The organism is Paenibacillus phyllosphaerae (genome assembly GCF_014192105.1).
Taxonomy (GTDB): Bacteria; Bacillota; Bacilli; order Paenibacillales; family Paenibacillaceae; genus Paenibacillus_Z; species Paenibacillus_Z phyllosphaerae.
The window spans coordinates 187,569-211,952 of the sequence record NZ_JACHXK010000004.1; the positions used below are offsets into that span (position 1 = coordinate 187,569).

Annotated in this window: 18 protein-coding genes; 3 read left to right on the top strand and 15 right to left on the bottom strand. The window is 52.0% G+C overall.

What is annotated here, in order from left to right:
* Positions 1–56: 56 nt before the first annotated feature.
* The 3 genes from FHS18_RS11070 to FHS18_RS11080 are packed head-to-tail and all read right to left on the bottom strand — an operon-like array spanning position 57 to position 3,605.
* Positions 57–926: a carbohydrate ABC transporter permease gene (locus FHS18_RS11070; protein ID WP_183600000.1), complete on the bottom strand. Its 870-nt coding sequence runs from the start codon at positions 924–926 to the stop codon at positions 57–59.
* 28 nt (positions 927–954) lie between these two features.
* The gene (locus FHS18_RS11075) at positions 955–1,950 is read right to left on the bottom strand and encodes an ABC transporter permease (protein WP_183600002.1); all 996 of its coding nucleotides are present in this window, start codon (positions 1,948–1,950) and stop codon (positions 955–957) included.
* Positions 1,947–3,605 (bottom strand): type 2 periplasmic-binding domain-containing protein, encoded by a 1,659-nt coding sequence (locus tag FHS18_RS11080; protein WP_183600004.1) that lies wholly within the window; start codon positions 3,603–3,605, stop codon positions 1,947–1,949. Before FHS18_RS11080 ends, FHS18_RS11075 begins: the two co-directional genes overlap by 4 nt.
* A gap of 443 nt (positions 3,606–4,048) precedes the next feature.
* Between FHS18_RS11080 and FHS18_RS11085 the strand changes: the two genes are divergently transcribed.
* Positions 4,049–5,128, top strand: coding sequence for a VanZ family protein (locus FHS18_RS11085; protein WP_183600006.1), 1,080 nt, complete (start codon positions 4,049–4,051; stop codon positions 5,126–5,128).
* A gap of 75 nt (positions 5,129–5,203) precedes the next feature.
* Here the strand turns inward: FHS18_RS11085 and FHS18_RS11090 are convergent, their stop codons facing one another.
* The gene (locus FHS18_RS11090; protein ID WP_183600008.1) at positions 5,204–6,724 is read right to left on the bottom strand and encodes a malate:quinone oxidoreductase; all 1,521 of its coding nucleotides are present in this window, start codon (positions 6,722–6,724) and stop codon (positions 5,204–5,206) included.
* A 566-nt stretch (positions 6,725–7,290) separates the two neighbouring features.
* Here FHS18_RS11090 and FHS18_RS11095 point away from each other — a divergent pair.
* Together FHS18_RS11095 and FHS18_RS11100 are read left to right on the top strand one after the other, a co-directional pair.
* Positions 7,291–9,003: a methyl-accepting chemotaxis protein gene (locus tag FHS18_RS11095; protein ID WP_183600010.1), complete on the top strand. Its 1,713-nt coding sequence runs from the start codon at positions 7,291–7,293 to the stop codon at positions 9,001–9,003.
* 228 nt (positions 9,004–9,231) lie between these two features.
* Positions 9,232–9,666 carry a hypothetical protein gene (locus tag FHS18_RS11100; RefSeq protein WP_183600013.1) on the top strand — a complete coding sequence of 145 codons (435 nt, stop codon included), beginning with the start codon at positions 9,232–9,234 and terminating at the stop codon, positions 9,664–9,666.
* Between the two features lie 238 nt (positions 9,667–9,904).
* On the opposite strand, the gene FHS18_RS11105 is transcribed toward FHS18_RS11100, so the two are convergent.
* The 11 genes from FHS18_RS11105 to FHS18_RS11155 all read right to left on the bottom strand — a co-directional run bounded on the left by FHS18_RS11105 (position 9,905) and on the right by FHS18_RS11155 (position 24,336).
* On the bottom strand, positions 9,905–10,873 hold the full coding sequence (locus tag FHS18_RS11105; protein WP_183600014.1) for an acetylxylan esterase: 969 nt from the start codon (positions 10,871–10,873) through the stop codon (positions 9,905–9,907).
* Between the two features lie 140 nt (positions 10,874–11,013).
* On the bottom strand, positions 11,014–11,703 hold the full coding sequence (locus tag FHS18_RS11110; RefSeq protein WP_246427587.1) for a YceI family protein: 690 nt from the start codon (positions 11,701–11,703) through the stop codon (positions 11,014–11,016).
* Between the two features lie 397 nt (positions 11,704–12,100).
* Positions 12,101–14,179, bottom strand: coding sequence for an alginate lyase family protein (locus FHS18_RS11115; RefSeq protein ID WP_183600016.1), 2,079 nt, complete (start codon positions 14,177–14,179; stop codon positions 12,101–12,103).
* Entirely contained in the window at positions 14,176–15,318 is a 1,143-nt protein-coding gene (locus FHS18_RS11120) for a glycoside hydrolase family 88 protein (RefSeq protein ID WP_183600018.1), read from the bottom strand. Before FHS18_RS11120 ends, FHS18_RS11115 begins: the two co-directional genes overlap by 4 nt.
* A gap of 198 nt (positions 15,319–15,516) precedes the next feature.
* Positions 15,517–17,103 (bottom strand): response regulator transcription factor, encoded by a 1,587-nt coding sequence (locus FHS18_RS11125; protein WP_183600020.1) that lies wholly within the window; start codon positions 17,101–17,103, stop codon positions 15,517–15,519.
* Between the two features lie 12 nt (positions 17,104–17,115).
* Positions 17,116–18,825 (bottom strand): sensor histidine kinase, encoded by a 1,710-nt coding sequence (locus tag FHS18_RS11130; RefSeq protein ID WP_183600022.1) that lies wholly within the window; start codon positions 18,823–18,825, stop codon positions 17,116–17,118.
* 177 nt (positions 18,826–19,002) lie between these two features.
* On the bottom strand, positions 19,003–20,391 hold the full coding sequence (locus FHS18_RS11135; protein WP_183600024.1) for an ABC transporter substrate-binding protein: 1,389 nt from the start codon (positions 20,389–20,391) through the stop codon (positions 19,003–19,005).
* Positions 20,392–20,512: 121 nt separating this feature from the next.
* Entirely contained in the window at positions 20,513–21,352 is an 840-nt protein-coding gene (locus FHS18_RS11140) for a carbohydrate ABC transporter permease (RefSeq protein WP_183600026.1), read from the bottom strand.
* A gap of 13 nt (positions 21,353–21,365) precedes the next feature.
* Positions 21,366–22,274: a carbohydrate ABC transporter permease gene (locus FHS18_RS11145; protein ID WP_246427609.1), complete on the bottom strand. Its 909-nt coding sequence runs from the start codon at positions 22,272–22,274 to the stop codon at positions 21,366–21,368.
* Between the two features lie 201 nt (positions 22,275–22,475).
* Positions 22,476–23,498, bottom strand: coding sequence for a hypothetical protein (locus FHS18_RS11150; protein ID WP_183600030.1), 1,023 nt, complete (start codon positions 23,496–23,498; stop codon positions 22,476–22,478).
* A gap of 115 nt (positions 23,499–23,613) precedes the next feature.
* The gene (locus FHS18_RS11155) at positions 23,614–24,336 is read right to left on the bottom strand and encodes a YebC/PmpR family DNA-binding transcriptional regulator (protein ID WP_183600032.1); all 723 of its coding nucleotides are present in this window, start codon (positions 24,334–24,336) and stop codon (positions 23,614–23,616) included.
* Positions 24,337–24,384 lie beyond the last annotated feature (48 nt).

Here is a 24,384-nt window from a genome sequence, read left to right on the forward strand (position 1 = left end):
TGCGTTCGCCGTCAGCTGCGAGACGAACGCATGGCAATCGTTGGTTGAATAAACGTCTATCCTTTGACCGAGCCGATCATCGACCCTTTCGCAAAATGCTTTTGCAAAAACGGATAAACCGCCAAAATCGGCGCCGTTGCCGTCACGACCGCGGCCATCTTGAGCATTTCGGTCGGCGGTGCCGTATAATCCGCTGCCGAAGCGGCGATATCGGTGTTCGTCGCGCTAAGCAGCATATTTTGCAGCAATACCTGAATGGGCCACTGCTCGGCGCTTTGCAGATAAAGCAAAGCATTAAAGAACTGATTCCAATAGCCGACCGCGTAGAACAGGCCGAAGGCCGCCATCGCCGGCAGCGAGATCGGAACAATGATGGACAGCCAGGTCCGAAGCGCGCTGCAGCCATCGATCGCCGCCGACTCGCTAAGCTCGGCAGGAATGCTGTCGAAGAAGCCCTTCATGAGCAGCACGTTCCAGCCATTGGCAAGCGCCGGCAGGATGAGCGCCCACAAGCTGCCCATCAGCCCCAGCTCGCGAACAAGCATATAGTGCGGTATAATTCCCGGGCTGAACAGCAGGGTCAGCAGCACCATAAGCAATAACGTTCGCCGTCCGAACATCCTGCGCTGGGAGAGCGCGTAGGCAAACGACGAAGAGACTGCCAGCGAGCAGGCCGTGCCGATGACGGCGAGGAATGCGCTGTTGCCGATGGAACGCAGGAAAGCATCGGTCGAGAACAAATACCGGTAAGCCTCAAGCGACCACTTCTTCGGGTAGAGCACCGTTTTGTCCGTCAGGAACTGCGCCGGATCGGTAAAGGAAACGATAAAGACATAATAAAGCGGGAAGAACATGACCACCGCCAGCAGGCCGAGCCCGATAACGTTGGCGAACTGAAACAAGCGGCTGCCCGCGCTTTCTCTCATGTTGCGACTCCTCCTTATGCAGGTTGGATTAGAATACGCCTTCCTCTCCGAATTTCTTGGCCAGCTTATTCGTCAGCAGGACGAGCGCCAGGCCAATGACGGATTTGAACAGGCCGATCGCGGTACTGTAGCTGAATTGCCCCCGCTGAATGCCTACGCGATAGACATACGTATCGAACACCTCGGCGACTTGGGAGACGGCCCCGTTGTACATCAGGAAGATCTGCTCGAAACCGACGTCCATCAGATCGCCGAGCCGCAGGATGAGCAGAATGACGATTACGCCGCGGATGGCGGGCAGCGTCACATGCCACATCATACCCAGACGGCCTGCACCGTCCATGCGCGCCGCTTCGTAGCGCTCCGGATCGACGCCCGCAATCGCGGCCAGGAAGACTATCGTTCCCCACCCCGCTTCCTTCCAGATCGATTGCAGAGTCAGCATCAGCCAGAAGGAATCCGGATCGGTCAAGACGTCCATTCGCTGCGCACCCGCCGACTCGAGCATATCGTTGATCACTCCCTCGCCTTTGGCAAAAAGCAGGAAGGTTAACCCCGCAATAATGACCCAGGACAGAAAATGCGGCACATAGAGGATCGATTGAATGAACCGTTTGTACAGCCCTTCCTTCAGCTCGTTAAGCAGCAGCGCGATCAGAATCGGCAGCGGGAAGAAGAGCGCCAAGTTCAGCAGGTTGATCGCCAGCGTGTTGCGGAATAGCAGGAGGAAATCCGGATTCGCGAAGAAGCGCTCGAAGTGCTGCCAGCCAACCCACGGGCTCTCCTTGATGCCAAGGAATGGGGAATAATCCTGGAACGCGATCACGATCCCCCACATCGGCACGTACTTGAAGACGATGAAGAACGCAATGCCCGGCAAAGCGAGCAAGTAGAGCGATTTCTCTCTCTTGAAGCTGGACACGAGGCGGCTTGCGAAAGACCTTCCTTTTCCCTTCCGCAAGCCTCCTTCCCCATATTGCCGCTTCACGGCCGAAGCCGGCCGGCTGTCTGGCGCCGCGTTCATTGCGTTGCCGCGCCTTCGCGCGTCAGATAGGCTTCGGTCAGTTCCTGCGAGATCTTGGCCAAGTTAGCGTCAGATCCAAGCTTGGCGACGAAATCGTCCCAGGCGCTTAGCGGCTCGCGGCCGAGAATGATTTTGGCCTTCAAATCCTGAATGCGTTTGTCCAGATCAGGTCCCGCCAAATCGGCCGACGGCGAATACAGGCCAGCGCTAATATTCGGAATGCTGGTAGCGTCACGTTCGTCTTCGACTTTCTTGGCGTACAGAATCGCGTCGATCTCCTCCTGCGATTCCGCCTTGTCGAGCAGCGTATCGTCGCGCAGCACGTTGACGATTTGGTTGAAATCGCTGCCGTTGTCTTGCTTCAGCTTGTCGGAGTCGACGACTTTTTTGCCGTTCTCCACCTTGTAATGCACGCCTTCCAACCCGTAAAGCTGCAGGTCGTTCACCTCTTTGTTCATCCACGTATCGACAAGGCCGAGAATCCGTTTCAACTTCTCCTCGGGCACCGATTTGGGTATCGCCAGCAATCCGTTGAAGCCGATGCCCTTTGGGCTGTATCCGTTGATCTTCGTCAGCGGGTAGAAATCCGTGAATTTGAAAGTCGGCACGACCTTTTTCAGATCCGACGCGTAGATCAACTTCATCGTGCCCGTTTTGTCTACGATGATGCCCGCCTTGTTCCCTTTGAACAGGTCGCGCGCTTGCGACAGCTTCAGCGACAGCAAATCTTCAGGCAGCAGTCCTTCCTTATAGGCGTTCGTCAGATATTCGAGCGAATGGCGAACTTCTGGCAACAGCGCCGTATAGACTAATTTCTGTTGCTGTTCATCCCACTTCCAATTGCCGTTCACGCCCGTGAAGGAAGCTTCGATTGCGCCGAGCGCAGGTCCGAGTCCGCCGATCGAGTTGCTGGCATCCGATGGACTGACATAGGAGGCCAGTGCCGTCGTATCCTTTTGCCCATTGCCGTCAGGGTCTTGTTCCACGAACGCCTTCATCACTTGGTACAGCTCCTCGGTAGTCGTCGGCTGCTGGAGTCCTAGCTTATCGAGCCAATCTTTCCTTATAATGAAGAACGAATCTTCCTTCACCGAACGCGGACGCGGAATGCCATAATTGCGGCCGTCGGCCATCTTCGATGATTCCCAAGCTTTATCCGGGATTCCGCCGGTTAGATTCGGGTAATCTTTTACGTAATCCGTAATGTCCCAGAACGCGCCTTGGGACGCCATCGTCCGGAATGTGCTGCCGAACGGATCGTTAATCATGATCAGATCGGGAATCTCCCCCGAAGCCAGCGTAATATTGAGCTTGTCGTCATAAATGTTGTTCGATACCCATTGAATCGTCATCTTCGAGTTGGTCGCCTGCTCGATCGCCCGCTTGATCACGTTATCGTCCGCGGCCGGCGGCGTGCTCGGCGTAACGGTCATGATGCTCAGTTCGAGCGGTTCTTCAGGCTTAGCCTCGTTCGCAGCGCCTTCGCTAGCATTCTTCGAATTGTTGACCGCTTCGCCCGCAGCCGCTTGATTGCCCTCTTGCGCATTGCCTCCGCTCGTAGAGCTGCAACCCGCCAATACTATGGTGATGGCCAGTAATGCGGCCAGTGCAGAATAGCCTGTAGTATGAATAAAATTGGATCTGATATTTTTCATGGTCCACCTCGGGTAATTTTGATTGGATTTACGTAAACACATCGTAATAGTCGGATTTAGTGCATGGTTTAGCTCGGTTTCCTCTACATCGCTCCCGTCTTTATAATAGGAATGTCTTCAGGCAACAAAAAAAGACACTGAACACAGCACTTAAGCTGTTGCCCGCGTCTCTAGTGGTCTAGTCGACATCCCTACTGTATGGGAGGACAATATGTTATGCAATGCGAAAGTTTTGCAATTGCTGTTGACCATCATAGCACATTTTTGCGCGGTTGTGACCTAAACATTATCCAACCTACCACTTTTTTGCACGATCCGAGTCGATGGAATCGAAGAGCGCGACGGTCAGAAGAGAAGAAGTCCTCCGACCTGAGGCCAGGTTTATTAACGCACTGGCTGATATAGAATAATGTAACGGGAATTAAAGGTTAGGTGATTGTTACATGGAAGTCTACTTGTATTCGATATCGAAGGCTTTTTTAACGTTTCCGGTTGCTGCCCTTCTCTTCACGCTGCCCTTCCTGCTCACGCAGTATCGCAGGCACGGTTATATTCACAAATATAGGGCGCTCACCTTGTACCTGCTCTTGCTCTATCTGATGAATGCCTTTTATCTCATTCTGCTGCCGTTGCCTTCGTCATTCCACAACAATCCGCCGGATGCCGATTCCTATGCGCAGTGGATTCCGTTCCACTTCATTATGGATATTGCGCGGGACACGACGGTGCAGGCGGACGATCTTGCGAGCTATCTGCGTCTGCTGCGGGAGCAGGCGTTCCTGCAAGTCATCTTCAATATCGCCTTGACCATGCCGCTTGGCTTCTTCTTGCGCATCTATTTTCGGCTCCGTTGGCAGATTGTCCTTGGCATCGCGCTCGGTCTTTCGCTGCTGTTCGAGATTACGCAAGTCACAGGCATCTACGGCTTGTACGATTATCCGTACCGTCTATTCGATGTCGACGATCTGATCATGAACTCGGCTGGCGGTATGATCGGACATTGGCTGGCCTTATGGCTGAGTAAGGCAATGCCCCGATTCGACAGATTGAACGACCAGGTGGATCTCGCGGCCAAAAAAGTATCCTACACAAGGCGGGCTGTGGCATTCATATGCGACTGGACCGTTACCCTTCCGTTAGTGCTCGTTCTTCATGTGCTTCACGTACCGTATTCCTATTGGATTGCGATCACGCTCTATTTTGTCCTCTTGCCTCTCGTAACGAACGGGCGGACGTTCGGCAAATGGCTCGTGCGTATTCGGCTCACCGGCAAAGACACGCATATTACGTTACGGGAGTTAGTGCTTCGCTACGGACTCTTCTACGGACTTGTGGGAGGCCTGCACGAATTCCTGCTGTTGATGGCGGCGAACTCCTATCCAGCGCCTCTTCTCCTTTTAACCGCCATGTTCCTGTTCTTGCTGGACACCATACTAGCCGTACATGCGCTGCGTTGCTTATTCAATCGGGAGCGCAAGCTGTTTTACGAGGAGCGAAGCGGAACGAGCCACATTATCCGATAGTTGGACGAAATACTCGAACCCATACAAAACAGGCTCCCCCATATAAGGAGGAGCCTGTTGCTTATTATCTTGCGATTAGGAAACGGTACGGCGTTCGATCTGAATCGGATGATCGCCGTTCAAGCCAAGACTACGGGATGTCGAAGCATGAAGCTCACGCGCAAGATCCGGGTTCTTAAGCAGCGATACGCCATACGAAGGAATCATTTCCTTGATCTTCGGTTCCCATGCTTTCATATGCTGCGGGAAGCACTTCTGCATCACGTCGAGCATGACGGAAACCGCAGTGGAAGCGCCTGGGGAAGCGCCCAGCAGAGCCGCGATCGAGCCATCGGCTGCATTAATGACCTCTGTACCGAACTGAAGCGTGCCTTTGCCGCCGGCTACCGTGTCCTTAATGATCTGTACTCGCTGACCTGCAACGACCAAATCCCAATCCTCACTCTTCGCATTCGGAATGAACTGGCGCAACGACTCCATCCGTTTTTCTTTGGACGCGACGACTTCCTTGATCAGGTAAGTTGTCAATGGAACGTTCTTCACGCCGCATGCCAGCATCGTCACGAGATTATGCGGCTTAACGGATTTAATGAGATCCAGCATCGAGCCGAATTTCAGGAATTTCGGCGTAAAGCCGGCGAACGGTCCGAACAACAGGGATTCCTTGTTCTCGATGAAACGGGAATCCAGATGCGGTACGGACATCGGCGGTGCGCCGACCGGCGCTTGGCCGTATACTTTGGCGTGATGCTTCGCAACAACCTCAGGATTCTTGCAGACCATGAACAAGCCGCTTACCGGGAATCCGCCGATGCCTTTGCCTTCTTCGATGCCGGATTTCTGGAGCAGATGCAAGCTGCCGCCGCCCCCGCCGATAAAGACGAATTTGGCCGAATGGCGTTCGACTTGGCCGCTCTTCACGTTCCGGACTTTAAGCTCCCAAGCGCCATTACCCGCACGTTTAATGTCGTCTACGTTCTGGTTGTATTTGATCTCTACGTTCTTGCTCTTCAAATGGTCGAACAGCATACGTGTCAAAGAACCGAAGTTGACGTCCGTTCCCGAATCGATCTTCGTCGCCGCGATCGGTCCGTTCACCTTCCGGTCCTTCATCATAAGCGGAATCCAATCCGCCAATTTGGCTGGATCTTCCGAATATTCCATGCCTTCGAACAACGGATTGTTCGACAGCGCTTCGAACCGTTTGCGCAAGAAATTAACATCCTTATCGCCTTGAACGAAACTCATGTGAGGCACGGCCGTAATAAAATCGCGCGGGTTGCGGATCATCTTGCTGTCGACCAGATACGACCAGAACTGTCTCGATACCTGATACTCTTCATTGACTTTGATCGCCTTGCTGATATCTATCGAACCGTCTGACTTCTCAGACGTATAGTTGAGTTCGCATAGAGAAGAATGGCCTGTTCCCGCATTATTCCACTCGTTCGAACTTTCCTCTCCAGCGACGGCGCGCCGCTCGATTACGGTTATTTTCCAGTCGGGCACCAGTTCTTTCAACAATGCGCCCAACGTCGCGCTCATAATCCCTGCACCAATTAGAATAACATCTGTTTGAGTTTGTCTGTTGCTCATAATTACCGTCCTTATACCCTTAGAATTGCAGACCTAAGAATTGCAGAAATGTCGTACGCGCTCTGCTTGCTATAGGTACTGAGAAGCAAGGGCGCGAACTAATCAAACAACTTGGACAACCTGTCGAAATTCATTAACGTTAACATTCTAGTCTAGTGTATCACTATTTTTTATAGAATTAAAATAGTTGTCTACGTCCTTGACGATATTTTCGTTTTATTGGACTGAAAGAAGAATTTTATCTCTCTGCCTATGCGACGTGCTAAAACGAATCATTCTCTTCTATTTTTTCGGCTGCTCGGCACGGTTTGGTTAGTGATTTTGTAAAATTAACTACTCCCCTTACTCTTCCTTTTATTCACAAACGCCCGGAAATGCTCCTGTCCATGTAAAGGAAAACGAAAAAGCAGACCGCTTATTCACGGTCTGCTATCAGTATTGCCAAAAAAGCGGCAAAAGTTGGTTATTCAAGCATAATTTACAGCCCGCTAACCCCACAGAATTTGATTCCTGATTCCGATAATGAATGTAAAGAAGAGATTCCACTATTCGAAGGGGATATTACGTTGAAGCTGCTAAAGAACCTCAGCATTGCGAAAAAACTGATGATGACGACCACCGTAAGCGCCATCGCGCTCGGTTCGGTTGGGGTATTAGGATTCACATATACAAGAAGTATGGCCAACAATTCCGAAGTTATGTATGGCGAGAATTTGATTCCGCTCAACAAAGTCATGCAAATTCGCGTCAATGCTAGAGCGAGCGACGCCTATACGTTGGAATTATTGCTGACTACCGATAATGCGCGAAATGAGGAGTTACAAGAAGAGATCACTTCCGCATGGGAAGAGATCGACGGCATGATCGAAGAGATTGAGTCTACGCACCTGCGGGAAGAACAGGTTGCGCTATTGGAAACTTACAAGCAGCATGCGCAAGCGCTCCAAGACGCGCGTAACCAAGTCATCGAGCTTGCCATGCACAACAAAAACGCCGAGGCGTACAATGTCTATACGGAGTTGGTGGAGACTAACCGCAAGTTGGTCAACGATGCCCTGAAGCAGCTACAAAGCATGAAAGTTGAAGATGCCGGTACCATCAATTCGCAGAATCAGGATAGCGTCTATCGGATCTCCATCATTCTTATCATCGTCAGTATTGTGTCCCTTCTCCTGCTCGCTTTACTCAGCCTGCTGATTGCGCGGATGATCGTGAAGCCCGTGAATGAAGTGAAGCAATTGTTGTCCGAAGCCGAGCAAGGCGATTTCACGGTGAAAGGCAGCTACAAATCCAAAGACGAGATCGGCGCGCTTACGGCTTCTTTCAATAATATGACCAATAAACTGCAATCCATATTCGGCACGGTACAAGCCTCATCGCATTTTGTCGCTTCGACCGCCGAGGAACTTAGCGCAAGTGCCGAACAAAATAATCAAGCGAGCGAGCATATTGCGATGACAATCCAGGAGCTTGCTACGGGGACAGAAACGCAGGTCGACAAAGTCGCGGACAGTTCTGCCGCGATTAATGATATGGCAGGATATACGAAAACGATTGCGGACAATACGGAACGGATGAAGAACGACGTGCTGCATGCGTCACAGATGTCAGCGGCAGGCAATGAAGCGATTTCCGAAGTGAATGTGCAGATGAATTCGATCCATGCGAACGTGAACAGCCTCTTCGAAGCGGTCAGCAGCTTGAATGAGCGCTCCAATCAGATCGAACAGATCACCAATGTCATCTCAGGCATTACGGCCCAGACCAACCTCCTCGCGCTTAACGCCGCCATTGAAGCGGCCAGAGCCGGTGAGCACGGCAAAGGCTTCGCGGTAGTAGCCGGCGAAGTCAGAAAGCTGGCGGAGCAATCGAACAAATCGACGGAACAGATCTCGCAGCTCATTCATCTCATCCAGCAAGACACGCAGATGACGCTGCAAACGATGGAGAAAGCATCGCAAGAGGTTAATTCCGGCATCCATGTCGTGAACAATGCGGGCAGCTCGTTCCAGAAGATCGACCAGGCAGTAAGCCGCGTCGTCGCGCAGATCGAGGATATTGCCAAGGCGCTGAACCAATTGGCGGCAGGAACGTCCAACGTGAATGCCTCGATCTCCGATGTCCGCGAAGTGGCTCAAGAATCCGCTTCGATTACGCAAAATATTTCGGCCGCTACCGAAGAGCAGCTGGCTTCGATGCAGGAGATTTCTTCTTCCTCTCAAGCGCTGGCCGGACTGGCTGACGAGTTGCAGAAGATTATGACGCAGTTCAAGATTTAAAGATTCAGTAATCGGAGATCCGCCCTATGGGCGGGTCTTTCGTTTTTATTTGGTCCCCTGGATGGAATCGGTCCGAACATGTAACTTCTCTTATATGAAGATATGCAAGGAAGTCTCAGATCCTGCAAGATTAAAAACTTATCATAATCAAAACAAGGCCGTCTTATAGCGTGTTAGTATACCGAATGCTATACGCTTAAGAGCGCCTGTGGAAAGGATCGATGTACATTGGAACAACCACCGACTATCACGATGGAAGACATGCTGAACGAGGCAGCGCTGTTTCAATCTGTCTACCCCGACCTCATTCATGAGATTGAGCGCGGGGAGCGGACGCGTGGCAAATTAAATGAGTTCCAACTCTTGCAGGCCATTGCCCATGCCAAGAGCGGCCTGGGCATTCTGAATTATGAGCGCCGCCAAATCATTAATGCCATCTTCGATGTCTTCTCGGTCATCTATCATACAGACGGACGGCCTACTGCCGAGGTTTGGGCCAGCCAGAATTTCGGTTGTACGCTGCAAGAGACACGCAAGGCGGACACGACCGAAGTAGAGAATCGCATACATGAGCTCACCTTGCTCATTCAAATGAAAGAGTCGGAGCTGCTGCAGATCTATCGGGAACTTCATATGCTGCGGCAGTATTTGGACGACCACTAGCAAACAGGAACATATTCCCGTTATTCACACAACAAATAACCAGGAAATAGTTTCCTGGTTATCGCTTTTACGGGTGACGGCCGTGTAGAGTTGCCGTTCAAGTTCCGATTGCTCCGCCTGACTAACGCCAATAGTTGGCATATGGATCTCCCTACCGCCTATGCTGACGAAACGATACGCAACGCAACAAAGTCCCTGCAATCGTTAGATCGCAGGGACTTGATGAACCATCGCTTCATTATTCTTCGAACCATGCCGAATAATGCTTGTGCAAATAAGCAAGCTTCACTTCCGTCTGTCGCGCCCCGCCGCCTTCATGCCCGTTGAACGGGTAGATGACGATCTCCTTCTCGCTCGTAATCCGATTATAGGTGGCAAAATACATCTGCGCCGGGCACGTCTCATCCTTCAATGCCACGGAGGCAAGCACCGGACACGTGATTCGGTCCGCCATATTCATCGTATCGACATAGCTGAGGTTATCCATAACGAGGTCGGTCTGCTCCGGGTGCCGCTTCAGATATTCAGCCACTGCGCCGAAAGCGCCATGGTTGCCTTCAATGCGGCACACCAGGTTGCTGTTGCTCGGCACATCGACCATGGCGAGCCTCGGACGATCATCGAGCGCCGCTACGGCCATGCCGAGCGCGCCGCCTTGGCTGCCGCCTTCGATAATGATTTTGTCCGCGTCAATCTCGGCCTGCCCCGCCGCAAAATCGATTGCCTTCAACGCATCCATGTATGCATACCGGTAATAATATTCCTGCTTATTATGTACGCCCTTGCTAGCCACATTGCCCAAAAAGCCATGCGTATACGACGCGCCGTTCCCTGTCGCTCCGCCTTGATCGCGGCAATCGACCGCCAGCACGGCCATCCCCATCATAACCCAGTGCATCAGCTCGGAAGGTTCGCCCCTGCTGCCCGTGAATCCATGATAATGAATGAGGCAAGGATAGGACGTCTTCTCCAGAAAAGCCGGAATGAGCAGCCAACCGCGAATCCGCGTCTCGTCCATTCCGTTATAAGCGATATCGTAGACGTGCACATGCCTGCTCGGATAATCGAGCTTCGTCCGCTCGGGCTGGAGAGGCACAGCCTTGGCTTCTTCAATCGTCATCGTCCAGAATGCGTCGAAATCGTCCTTGCGGGTCAGAGGAGGCAAATAATTATATAAGTCCTTCGTTGCTTCTTCTATGTATCCCATACCACACGCTCCTTCGCGCCAGTATTGTCCAGTACCTGTTTATCTTATATGGAAGGAACAGGATTAGGCAATAACAAAGGGATGACCTCTGCCCGATAGACAGAAATCATCCCTTATGAGAAGCGGGTATACGATTATGATTATACCGCCTGTTTGTCCAAAATAAGCTGAAGCTCAACTTTAACGTTGTTCTCCGTCTCCACGACGACCTGGTGCGGATTCGCCATGCCGAAATCGGCGAAAGTGACGATCGTGTTACCGGCAAGCTTCACTTGTCCTTGCTCATAGACCGCTTGGCTGTCGAAGACAACATCCTTGGCGACGCCTCTTACAGTAAGCGTGCCGTTTAATTTGATCGGTACGGCAACGCCTTCGCTCCAGGATTCAGGAAGTCCCTCCACGGATGTCGCAGTGAATGTAGCTTGCGGGAACGCTTCGGCATTAAGGTAATCTGCGCCTTTAATATGGCCGTCACGCATCGAATTGCCGGAATCCAGACCGTTCACGTCAACCGTACCTTCTGCCGTTATCTGCGCGGCATTGGCCGTATCGATCAGCCATTTGCCTTGGACCGCGCCAACGGTCATGTTGACGGTCTCCTTGGATGTCGTCATGGACAGGTAAACCTCAGAACCGTCCGAAATATTCCATTCTCCGTTCAATTGGTCCGATGTAACGACTGCCCCGGATGCGGCTTCTGTTGCTCCCTCAGCGATAACTTCCTGAATCTCGACATGGTTGCCTGTCAGAGACTGGTACGCGGCAATCCCTCCGCCTGCAGCCACCACAACAACAATCGCAGCAATCGTTAACCATTTCTTTTTCATCATCCATTCCTCCAGATCCTATAGTTTTGGCTTTACACTACATGATGTAGTTTTAATTGCCATGATGAACCGGCGCTCGCCGTCCTCTCTAGTAGCGGAGCGCGTTTCACTCCGACGAACAAACTCAGGTGAAACGACGCTCGCCCGGCTCTTTATGGTGAGCCTGTATCTTATCTCCACTCTCAACACTACATTGCGTAGTGCAAGGAGTCGAGCTGAATTAACTAGAGTGTATACGCCCAACCTGAAACAAACCTTAGCCGAACCTGAAGATTACCTTAAAATGTAATTTCCATCCCAAAATTCGCACCACGCAAGGTAGGCATACGGTGTGTAACGACGAAAAAGAAGACAGCCGCCGCACCAGCAAGCCGCTGTCTTCTCTCCAATCACAAACGCGCTATTTGACCACCATGACCTGTTTCTTCCCGCCACGTTTACGGATTAATACGACTTGGCCGAATACCTGAATGCCGTCGACCACATACGACATGCTGCTTAGCGCAGGTACGCGGTGGCTGACTAGCAGCACATAGGTATCCCCGGTGACCGGCTCCGTAACCTGCACCGCCTCCGCATGATGACGATCAACCGGCTCCCCGAGGTATGTCCGGACCTCGACGTTGGCCGCAGTCGGAATCGAGGTGTCCCCCGGCTTAAGGGGATACAGCAGCTGAATCATCGACGTGAAGCCACTGCCGTTGCGTCGATAGATGACCGCCTGACTCTCTTCGACCCGATTATATTCAGTAGAATAATGACAGCTCTCTAATAGGGACTCACCGTCCTCCGCCCCTAACGGCATAATCAACAAATTCCCTTCATCCGCGTTTCTCGTACGGCATATTCCCGTATCCGGGTCCAGCTGTACCTCTCCCGGCGCAAAATGGAATCGCTGCTCGTACGCATGCTCACCTTTGGCTGCAAATGTGTCCATAAGCACCCAGAAGCCAGGTTTGACGAATAGGATTTGACGCTTCGGCCGGACGGGATCGTCGAGTTCGAGGTAGCCGTCATGGCTAGCCTCCGCATAATCGAATGCTTCTTCCGAGCGCCAGCAGGCGCTCATCGGGGATGCGATCCGTTCATAGCTCCATGTGTCGGCATATACGGTGAAATCCTGATCATCCACGATCGTCGTATTGTGCGCCGTACTTCGCTTAAGCTCCTTGCGAAGCGGAGTTGCCTCGCTATAATTATACCGGCCCAGATCCGTCAGCAAGGTGCGACCGTAGGCGTGCACATCGATATGGAGCAGGTCGGCATGGCCATGTCCGCCGCCGAGCGGTCCGCAGCTCATACAGAGGAAGAGCGCTTCATCCTGCCAGTCCGAGCGCATCGTATAATGGCCGCCGCTATGGAAGGCATGCGAGGCAAGGTCAGGCAGCGCAGCATCAATTCTGTCATACGAATCTATAGCCGCCATCCCGTATAAGGAGAGTGAGAATGCGTCGATATTGCTATACCCTCGCGATTTCAGGATCGGATCTTGATAATAAATCGCGGCCGCCGTCAGTACGTCGCGCACGTCGTTATCGTCGCTGTCTCCTTTGAGGAGCTGATGATGATCCGGTTTCGTCCAGTACACATTGGCATGAGCCATCGATCTAACCCGTTCCAAGAACTCCGGATCGAACGCAATGCCATGATTCCGACCGAGGATCAAGGCTTCCAGGTAACAGATGAGCACTTCGTTATGATAAAGCGGCGACTGCTCCCAATGTATGCCGTCCGGCATGATCTGCAGCCTTGCCGTATCTTGCAGCCGCTCTACGCACAGCTTCATCCACTCCGCCGAACGATTGAACGGTGCCGCGAGCGCGGCAGCCAATAGGCCTGTATTCTCGATGACGCCCCAATTGCTCATCCGCTTCCAACCGTTGTCGCACCGGCACAGGTATTCCGCGTGATCGTGCAAGGCGAGCAGCATACGGGCTTCCATTTCCTCCGTCCAGTGCGGGCTCCGCGCTATAAAGGTACGAGCTTTGACCCAATTCACGCAGCGCAATCCCGCTTCAATCGTCCGCCATGCTCCCGAACCTTGAATCGTCATCTCTTCCGGTACCGGGTTGCGTTCGATCCAATCCGTCATCTGCTCGCATACTTCCCGCGCGTAACGTTCGTCACCAGTAAACAAATAAGCTTCGCCGAGCTCCACCCAATACCCGTGACGGTTCAGCATATACAGCCATTCGATATCATCAGACGGAATATGGTTCCAGTCGATGCGTTCGCCGAACTGTACCGGTACGCTCGTGCGTTCCATATCCCATGTCCCGCGGAATTGAAATTCATGCCGCAGCACACGGCCTGCCGTCTCCAGAATGTGCCTCACTTGGTCCGCATAATGGGACTTGTAGTAAGACGCGACTTCATCCAGTTCCTCTATATGGAGAAACATCCTAGCAGAAGAGCGATTCATTTGCCAAAGCTCTACATCGATCGCGTCCGCTAATCGCCGTTCCTGCTCGTTCTTCATTCGTGATCACCGGCTGCTCGTTCGTACCAATACCCTGGTATCCCGCGTTCAAGCCTCAACAGCGCTTCCAGATAGAAATAATCGCCCCATATCATGTAATCATCCAGGGACAGATTCCCCCTAACGTGATAGGAGCCATGGTTCAGCAGACCTTCCGCATCCGGATCGTCCATCGTCGAATAGCGTTCCACGAGGGAGGCTAAGCTGCGAATCACCGCTTGTTCCAGTTCGTGACGATCCGAATCATCGGCAGGCAAATGCAATAGCAGTTCAAGCAGACCGGCTGCGGCAATCGCAGAAGCCGAGCTGTCACGAGGCGTTCCCGGCTGCTGAGGCGCATTGAAATCCCAATAAGCGACAAGATCCTCTGGCAGATGGTCAATGAAAAATCTCGCAAGCCTTTTGGATGTATCCAGATAGAGCGGATCTCGCGTATATCGGTAGCTCAGCGCGAAGCCGTAGATTCCCCATGCCTGTCCACGCGTCCACGTCGAACCGTTCGTGAAGCCTTGATGCGTAGCTCCGCCTATCGGTTCTCCCGTTTCCTGGTTAAAGAAGAACGTGTGGTAAGAGCTGTCATCGCCTCGGACCAGATAGCGCCGGCTTTTGTCCGCCTGCTGGATCGCGGCATGCCGATAACGTTCATCTCCTGTCAGTTCGGCCGCCCAATAGAGGAGCGGCAAATTCATCAGGCAATCGATAATGATGCGCCCGCCTTCTTGCTCATCGCCTACAGGTCCCCATGCTTGCAAATATTGTCCCTGCTCGCGCCACCGCTCCATCAGCTTATCCGCTGCTTGAATCGTAAGTTCGCGCGTACCTTCGTCGCCGGTCAGAATCCACGCCGCCTTGGCAGATAACGAATACAAAAAGCCGATGTCATGATGAGCGAGCACCTCCTTGACATCCATCCTTCGGCGCATGCCGGCAACCGTGCGGTCAGCGGCCTCCTTGAACTGCGGCTCGCCTGTGTATTCATAGCAGAGCCACAGCAGACCGGACCAGAACCCGTTCGTCCAATCCGTGTTGGGGTTAAGCTCGTAGATCCCTTGTTGGCTGACATGGGGGAACAGATCCCCGAATCGCTTGATATTGTTCCTCGTCTTTGCGACGGCATCCTCGATGGCGTTTTGCCACATAAGTCTTCACCTCTTTGCGGTCATTGTAGCACCGCGTATAGCCGGCAGACAGGCGTGATTTTAACGAGAATGTGCACGATTTTGACTTCTTCGCCAATCGTGTCGTTCACCAGCTGGATACAAGGTGAAACGGCTCTCGCCGTTACATGCTTATATTTCGCGCAAAAAGCCAGAACCGGCAAGGTCCTGGCTTTCCGCTTATTTGACACGATACTCGCGCGGCGAGCGGCCGTTATATTTCTTGAACACTTTGGAGAAATAGGTGCGGTCGGAGTAGCCGAATTTGGCCGCGACCAGCTCGAGCGGTTCATCGGTCGTTTCGAGCATTTTGGCCGCGATGCGAATTTTGTACCGATGGACGTAATCGGTGAAGTTCTCCCCGGTCAGCCGTTTGAAATAGCGGGAGAAATAACTCGGATTCATATATAGAAATTCGGCTACGTCGATTGAACTGATATTCTCCGCCAGATGGCGATAGATATAGTTATCGATCTGCGTCAATTTCGGTTCCGTATGTTCCGGTTCCTTCGCTAGCCGGATTTGCTGTTCGTATTGTTGGAGCTTCCAAGCCATCATGCCGATCAGATCCGCAAGCGACAAGGCGTGCACGAAGCAGCCATAGAACGCCTCATCATTCTCCTGCGCCGACAATTTCAGTCCAATTAGCCGAAGCTGTCTGGCGCAGAGAGGAATGAGCTCAGCCGGATCGATGTTATAAGACGATGCCGTATCGGCGACCGCACGAAGACTGCTTTCCCACTTTTCTCTGTCGCCATCACTAGCGGCCTGCTGCAGCGATTGCAGAGAGGAATCGAGCAATCTCCCGACCGGTATTATCATGGAAGAAGCTTCACTAGCATGGCGATAGATACCATCTTCCGGCAATGGAGCATAAAAGGTCTTGTATTTGCCCGAATTCATCTGTAGGCAAGCGGATGCGATCGTTTGAGGCGCCAGCTTATTCGCACTGAACTTGAAGTTAACCTCCACCTTCAAGTACTGCTGGCATTCGTGACGCACCGCCTTCGCATAACTGTACAAATATTGCTGTTCGTTGAACGTTAGACTAGGTCGATAATTGAGCAGCGCAACGAGGGATTCACCTGCTCGGAAGACCGTAATGCCTTCGTGCTTTTGGGCTACGTCATGCGCGATATTGTAGATCCCGAACCGAATCAAGTCCCGGTCCGCGCTGCCATATTGCCGGAAGAAGGAGGTATAGGTCACATCGCCAAAGGCCAGCATGAACGCCGGATACGGCCACTCGATCCCGAGCCGCCGGGCATATCCGACCGTCGCTTCCCAGTCCGCCCCCTTGGCGAGCTGCTGATAGAGCGTATCTTTGAGCACGTCCAGATTGCGATTCACGTCTTCGCGATAGGATAACTGTTCCTGCGTCCCTGCCTTTTCCAACAACTTAGCCTTCGATTTGTCCAGACTGGCGATCAGCTGCTCGTCGGTCAGTTCATCCTTGATCAAGTAATCGTCCGCTTCGAGCAGCAAGGCGCGCTTGGCATAGTGGAATTCGGCATGACAGGTTAGAAAAATAACCCGTACGTCCGGCTGTAAGCGGATAAACTCGTCAGCCAGCGTAATGCCGTCGACCTGCGGCAGTCCAATATCCGTCACGACGATGTCTGGACGAAGCTCCTGGAACATCGCTCTAGCCTTAATGCTGGAATACGTCTGACCGACCACCTCGTAACCGAGCGCTTCCCAATCGATTAGCTGCCGCAAATATTTCAGCATCGGCACATCGTCATCAATCAGCATGACTTTCACCATTATCATTCTCCTTTATGCTTCCAAGCAGTGAATAGAAGAGGATGGAATTGCAAGCACGACCGTTGTTCCACCGAGCTCGCCCGCCCGGATATCCATCGTCGCCGCGACGCCGTAAGTCAAGCGCAGACGCTGCAGCACATTCAGCAGGCCGACCCGCTCGTAGCCGCTTTGGAGTGCTTCATCCCCATGGAGCAGCATTCGCAGCAGCATCAGCTGGTCCGGATGCATGCCGGAACCGTTATCCGACACTTCGATCTCGATGTGGCTGGCTAGCCTCTGTGCCGATACTTGAATAACGGCCCGCACTTCGTTCTCCGATAACCCATGCACGATGGCATTCTCCACGATCGGCTGCAGCAGCAGCATGGGCACCATCATCGATGTTAGATCCTCCGGCACGTTATACTCCAATTCAAGCGGCAGCTCGTTGCGCATCCGCATAATATCGACGTAATGCTTGAGCAGCACGCATTCGCTCTGCAAGGTGGAAGGCTCATTCACCTTCATGTAAGCACGCAGCAGGCTCATCAGCGAATCGATCATTTGCCCATGGTGCCGGTCACGTGCAAGGAGCAGGCTGCATTTGATCGAATTGAGCGTGTTGAGCAGAAAATGCGGGCGAATCTGGGCGAACAGCGCTTGCAGCTCCAGCTGGCGCTTCTGTTCTTGCTCGGATTCGATATCGGCGATCAGCTGATTCAATTGATCGAACATTTGGTTCAGCGAGCCGCCGAGGTCGTTAATCTCGTCGTTGCCGGTCACCTCATAACGGGCTTTGCGATTGCCGCCGCCGAATTGCTTGGCCACCCCTTGCAGCCGCCGGATCGGAAGGTGGATTCTACGAGCGAGTACGACGGACAAGAAAAGGAACAGGATGCTGAACGTGACGACGAGCACTGCGCTCAGCTGGAAGGTTCGCGTCACCTCACCGGTAATGGATTCATTCGGCACTTCATACACCAGCGTCCAGCCGGCATTGGCGATCTTCGTTTCCGTTCGCAGCACTTCTTGCCCCTCTGGCGACTGCGTGCCGGCAATTCGCTGCCCCTCGGCATCGAACAAGGCGAACCGGCCCCCGCTGGTATTCAATCCGCCGAACCAGGGGTTGAAATAGCCGCCCCAGATGCCGATATTGAGCGTCGCCAACAGTTCACCTGTAGAAGCGTCCTGAATGACGCGAGACATGTAGACGTAGTTGCCAGCCTCGTCGTCCGGACGAATCATGCCGGGCCATTGAATGACGGTCGGCTGACGCAGATCGATGCTGCCGCTGATCCGTTCCCAATCTTGAGTCATCTCGGTCAGCGTCATGCCGGCCGAGCTATCCATGTACGGAACGATAAACCCGGCATCGTTCACGAGGAAGACACGCATATTTTTATCCAATGCCTTGATCGAGACCTGATCGAAAAATTGTTGAATCGCCAGATACGTATTGTAATCGTCGAACGATTCGATTTTCGTTTTGCCCCGGAAGGCTTTCAATTGGCTGCGAATTTGCTCATCCTTGACATAATAATGGGAGACGAAAGTCAAATCGTCGATAAGCTTCGTAATGTCCTTGGCCATCACATCCAGCACGGACTGATGCGTGGTGCGGATCTTCTCCATCAGCGTATTCTTCGTCATGGCATACGAAATCACTGATACGGTTAGGACCGGTACGAGGATAAAAATAATGAACGATAGTTGAATCCGCCGATAAAAAGAATGACGCCGCAATAGACTCCCTCCGCACTCATGAGTAAACTCGTAGATGTTTGGCTTGCCTCTCCATTCTAGCTGATGCCAAGGACGCTTCATAGATGGGTTAGTAAAAGGCAAGTACGGCAAAAGACACTCTCTTTGCGAGTGCCCTTTGCCTGATTGTCGTTATGGTGGTCTTACCGGAGAATGCTATTACTTCGCCGTATTCTTCGCAATGATTTTGTTCGCTTCGTCAACCATCCACTTCTGAACTTCCTCGGCCGATTGGTTGTCGAGGATGAATTTGCTGAAACCGTCGATGAGCACTTTCTCCAGATCCGCGCCATACGCAATGTCGTTCTTCGACGGCGGAAGCGCGTTGATGCCGGCGTCGAACAGCGTGTACATGAGGGAATCGACATCATACAGATCCTTGTTCTGGCCGATCAGGCGTTCGACGAGCGGCTTCGCATCGCCTTTCTTCCAGCCCGGCAGCTCGGTTCTTGCATCGCTGAGATCCATCGACAAGTAGCGGGCGAACTGATACGCTTCTTCCTTATGCTTCGAGCTCGATCCGACGGACAAGAAGTTGCCGCCCATGAAGATATCTTTGCTGTCGCCCGCTTTCTCCACCGGTACCGGAGCAAATGCGGTTTTGAACGTATGCGGGAATTTCTCAACGTCGCCAACCTCATTGATCATCCAGGAGCCCGCCAGCAGCATAGCGGCTTGCTCGTTGAAGAATTCCGCGCGATACGCAAGCTTCGCGCCGATGACGTCGGCATACGGCTTCGCGGATTTGTCCTCTACTTCCATGGCTCTGCGGAGATTGAAGAAGTTGGTGAACGATGGATCCGAGAAGTTCGTCGTTCCTTCTTCCGTCAAGAACGGATGCAGCATATGCACCTGAGCGGCCGGGTTCATGTAGATCGACCAGCTATGGAAGTACGTGCCGTAACGTTTGGTCGTCCCTTCGCCTTTGTTCAGCTTCTTCGCGTATTCGCGGAAATCATCCCAGGTCCAGTCCGCATTCGGTACCGGGAGTCCGACCTCGTCCAGCGCATCCTTGTTCAGCAGGATGAAGTTCGTCGTGATGTTGTTCTGAATCCCATAGTTCTTGCCGCCAAACTTCGCATTCGTGTAATATTCATCGGCCGGATTGATGCCCTCTTGGGCAAAAAAGTCGTCCAACGGGGCAAGCACGCCTTGCGCAGCCCGCTTGTTCAGCTCGCTCAAGTTCGGCAGCACGGCGACGTCGATCGACTCGCCCGACGCGGCCAGCACGTCAAGCTTCTTGAGCGATTCGAGCGAATTGCCCGGCACAAGCGACACGGACTCGACTTTCACGTTCGGATACTTCGCCTCGAAGCCGGCAATATATTTTTTCGTCGACTCCGCTTGCAATTCATTGTCCCAATTGTAGTACTTGATCGTGACTTGCTCGGCTTTCGTCTCTTCTTTCGTCGTTGCCGCGCCGTTGGTCGCATTCCCCTGTGTAGCCGGCTCCTCCGAATTGCTATTGCTGCCCGTGTTGGAGCCGCAACCGCTTAATACGCTGACGAGCATAGCCGTCACAAGCATCGATGCCTTGAACTTCTTCATTCTTATATCCCCCTCAAGTTCAGTTCGAATCGCTTACATTTCGAATTATAGCGCCACTTTTATGCTTGGATCGTGCAGGAATTTGACTCTTTTCGTGAACTATTTTTACTTGAGCTTAACATTAACCTTTCACGCCGCCAAGCGATATTCCCTTGATGACCTGCTTCTGCAGCACGATGAACAGAATGACCAGCGGGATAATCGCGGACAAGGACGCCATCATGAGCACCGCGTAATTATCGGCATAATCGTCCTTGAACAGCTGGATGCCCAGCGTGATCGGATACAGGTCTTTGTCGAGCAGGAACACGAGCGGATGCTGATAGTCGTTCCAGGTCCAGATGAACTTGATGATGCCGACGGTTGCTAAGATTGGCTTGCAGAGCGGCAAAATGATCTGCCAATAGATACGCAGATAGCCCGCGCCGTCGATTTTTGCCGCCTCGAGAAAGTCGGTATGAATGCCCAGCATGAACTGGCGCATCAGGAAGGTGAAGTAGATCGAGAACATCATCGTTACGATCAGCGCTTCATGCGTGTTGTACAAGCCGAGCCAGCGGATGAACATGAACCGCGGAATGAGCGTCGCCTGTTCCGGAATGATCATGAAGGTGAGCAGTACGCCGAACATCAAGTCGCGGCCCCGGAAATTCAGCTTGGTGAACGAGAATGCCGCCATCGACGAGAACACTACGGTGGCCAGCGTCACGATGACCGCAATCTTGATGGAGTTCCAATAGAACGTGTAAAAAGGAATATCCGCCATCCACACGGCTTTGAAGTTGCCTACCGCATTCCACGCTTTCGGAATCCACTGGATGGGGAATACCATGACATCCTTCTCATATTTGAAGGCGGCCGAAGCCATCCAGAAGAGCGGGATGAGGAAGAATAGCGAGATTGCGCCCATCAGCACCGTCACGACGAGCTTCCCCGGATCGATTTTGCCATAACGAGTCATAGTCTTCTCCCTCCTAGTAGGTGACCTTGTTTTTCTGGATTTGCCAACTAATGAAGGTAACGACCCCGACGATCGCGAACAGCAGCCACGAGATAGCGGACGCATAGCCCATGCGGAAGTTGACAAAGCCCTCTTCATAGATGCGGTACACGATGACCGTCGATGCATTATTCGGTCCGCCGCTCGTTAAGAAGGCGATCAGGTCGAATACTTTGAACGAGCCCATCAATAGCGTAATGAACAGGAATGAATTCGTCGGTCCGAGCAACGGCAAAGTGATCATCCGAAACTTCTGAAGCGCCGTAGCTCCGTCAATCGAAGCCGCTTCATAATAGTCGTCCGGGATACTGGTCAGTCCCGCCATGTAGATGACGATCTGATAGCCGATGCCCGCCCAGATCGCGATAATCGCAATGGACAGCAAGGCGAAGTCCGGATCAGCCAGCCACTTCGGCGGATCGCTTACGCCGATGGAAGTCAGGAACTGATTAATCGGCCCGAGCGACGGGTGATATAGAGCGCTCCAGACCGCGCCGATCGCGATAATCGACGAGATATACGGCACGAAGAACGCGACCTTGAAGTAATCCTGGCCATACACCTTCGTATGGATCAGCACCGCCAGAATGAGCGACAACGCCATGCCGACCGGTACGGTAAGCAATGTGTAGACGAAGTTATTTTTCAGCGCGTGGATAACCTTCTCGTCATGGAACATCTCGACGTAATTGTCGAGCCCGACAAACTTGATCGACTGCAATCCCCCAACCAAATTCCAATCGCTTAAGCTCAAGTACAGGGAGAACACCACCGGGAATACATACAGCACCACAATCCCGATCAACTCCGGGGCCAAAAACAGCCAGCCGACCAACGCCTCCTTGCGCGCATTCGCATGCTTCACTTTCTTCCCGGCCGTCATCGCCGCCGGCTGCAGCACGTGATCTGCTTTCATCTGATCCACCTCTCTCTAATCTAGTAGCTTCACTATACCTGCTCGAGGCTTCACGAACGGTTTACAATTCTGACTGATACGTGCATTATTTTGACTTTCGGGAAAATGAAAAAAGACCGCGGTTGGCGGTCTGGTAACAAAACGAATTGAGCTATGCGAATCGGAAAATCAGCTTTCATATTCCTTTCCGTTCCACGTCCATATATGCTGGCCATTGACAACAAGGTCTTTCCAAGAATGCTCTTGACTTTTCACTACTCCAAATGCAGTTGGATTGTCTCCATCCATTAAAGCAACACACGTTATACTAATCGGTTCGCCTAACTTACCCGATGCATAGGGATAAACTTGGATATAACTATCGCATCGAGCTCCTAGAAAGTATTGATTATGCAAAGCTGCTATTATTTCAGGCTGACTATCTCCATTTAAATCTTCTTCTGCAACAGAATAATCTAATGTGGCGTCAGCGCCTTCTACTTCTCTTAAGTTGTCTATGTAATATCCCTCGATCATTTTTCCTGTGGCATCGTTTGTTCCCTTCTTGAACTCGACCCAGTGAATTTTGCTTTGATCGATGTCTTCGATTGTTTTTTCCCCATTATTGATTGAAATAATTTCAACAAAATCTGCAGAATCGATCTCATCGGATTGATAATATTTGAACGAGTAACTGCTTATCTTCATTTCGATTTCACCTTCTGTCCCGGGTTTCCCAAACAGCGCTTTATCCCATTCGTATTCAACGTTTAAAATGAACTTTCTGTCTAGGTGACCGGTCTGGAACAAGTCTGAAATATAGTTCCCAGGGAAGCTGGGATCGCGTTCATAGTTGACCAGTATTTGATCCCCATAACCTTCATCATCACTAGGATAATAGTGATATTTCCCTTTCACCCGTAAAGTTCCTTCGAGGTCAACCTGTAAACTAAAGACTTCATTCGATTCGGGGATGTATTCGATGTGAAATGAAGTTACTGTGCCATCGCCTATTTTATCTCCGATTTTTATAGTCTCCTCGGCGTTGGGTTGGCCCAGCTCAGGAGTTGTAGGTCCATCAATCGTCTCTTCTGTCTCGACATCACTCACGCCGTTTACATCTTGTTTGACAGATTTATTCAATTCCGGGCCAAATAAATACACTACAATCAGGATTACTATCAGAGCGATAGCCGCTAAATATTTCTTCATAAATCCCCCGTCTGATCACGATGATCTACACTAATTCTTGCAACCAAAAAAACTCACTCTTGCACCAACATGCAAAGAGTGAGTTTCCGTTACTTCATAAAATCTATGTACTTGCTTATTCGTCCCCAAAATCAACGTTATGGTAAACTTGCTGCACGTCTTCCAGGTCTTCGAGGGCGTCGATCATTTTCTCGAATTTGACCAGGCCGTCAGCTGGGAGCTCCACATCGTTCTGTGCCAGCATCGTCAGTTCGGCAACGGTGAAATCGGTAATGCCGATACCTTTGAACGCTTCCTGTACGGCATGGAATTGATCCGGCTCTGCGTAGACGAGGATCGTGTCGCCTTCTTCTACGATATCGCGCACGTCAACATCGGATTCGAGCATCAGCTCCATCACTTCGTCGAGTGACTTGCCCTCGATGCCGATCAGCGCCGTGTGGTCGAACATGTAGGCCACGGAACCGCTGACGCCCATGTTGCCGCCATTCTTCGTGAAACAAGCGCGAACGGCAGACGCGGTACGGTTAACATTGTTCGTCAGAGCATCGACGATAACCATCGATCCGTTTGGACCGAAGCCTTCATAACGAAGCTCCTCATAGATTTCATCGGAGCTGCCTTTGGCCTTCTCGATTGCACGGTCGATAATCGCTTTCGGAACGTTATACGTCTTCGCGCGTTCCAGTACGACTTTCAGCGCACGGTTCGATTCCGGATCCGGCTCGCCCTTCTTAGCGGCTACATAAATTTCGAGGCCGAATTTGGCATAAACCCGGCTTGTATTGGCGTCTTTCGAAGCTTTCTTTTCTTTAATATTATTCCACTTGCGACCCATGATGTACCTACTTTCTTTTTTAACTTTACCATCATTATAACCGATTTG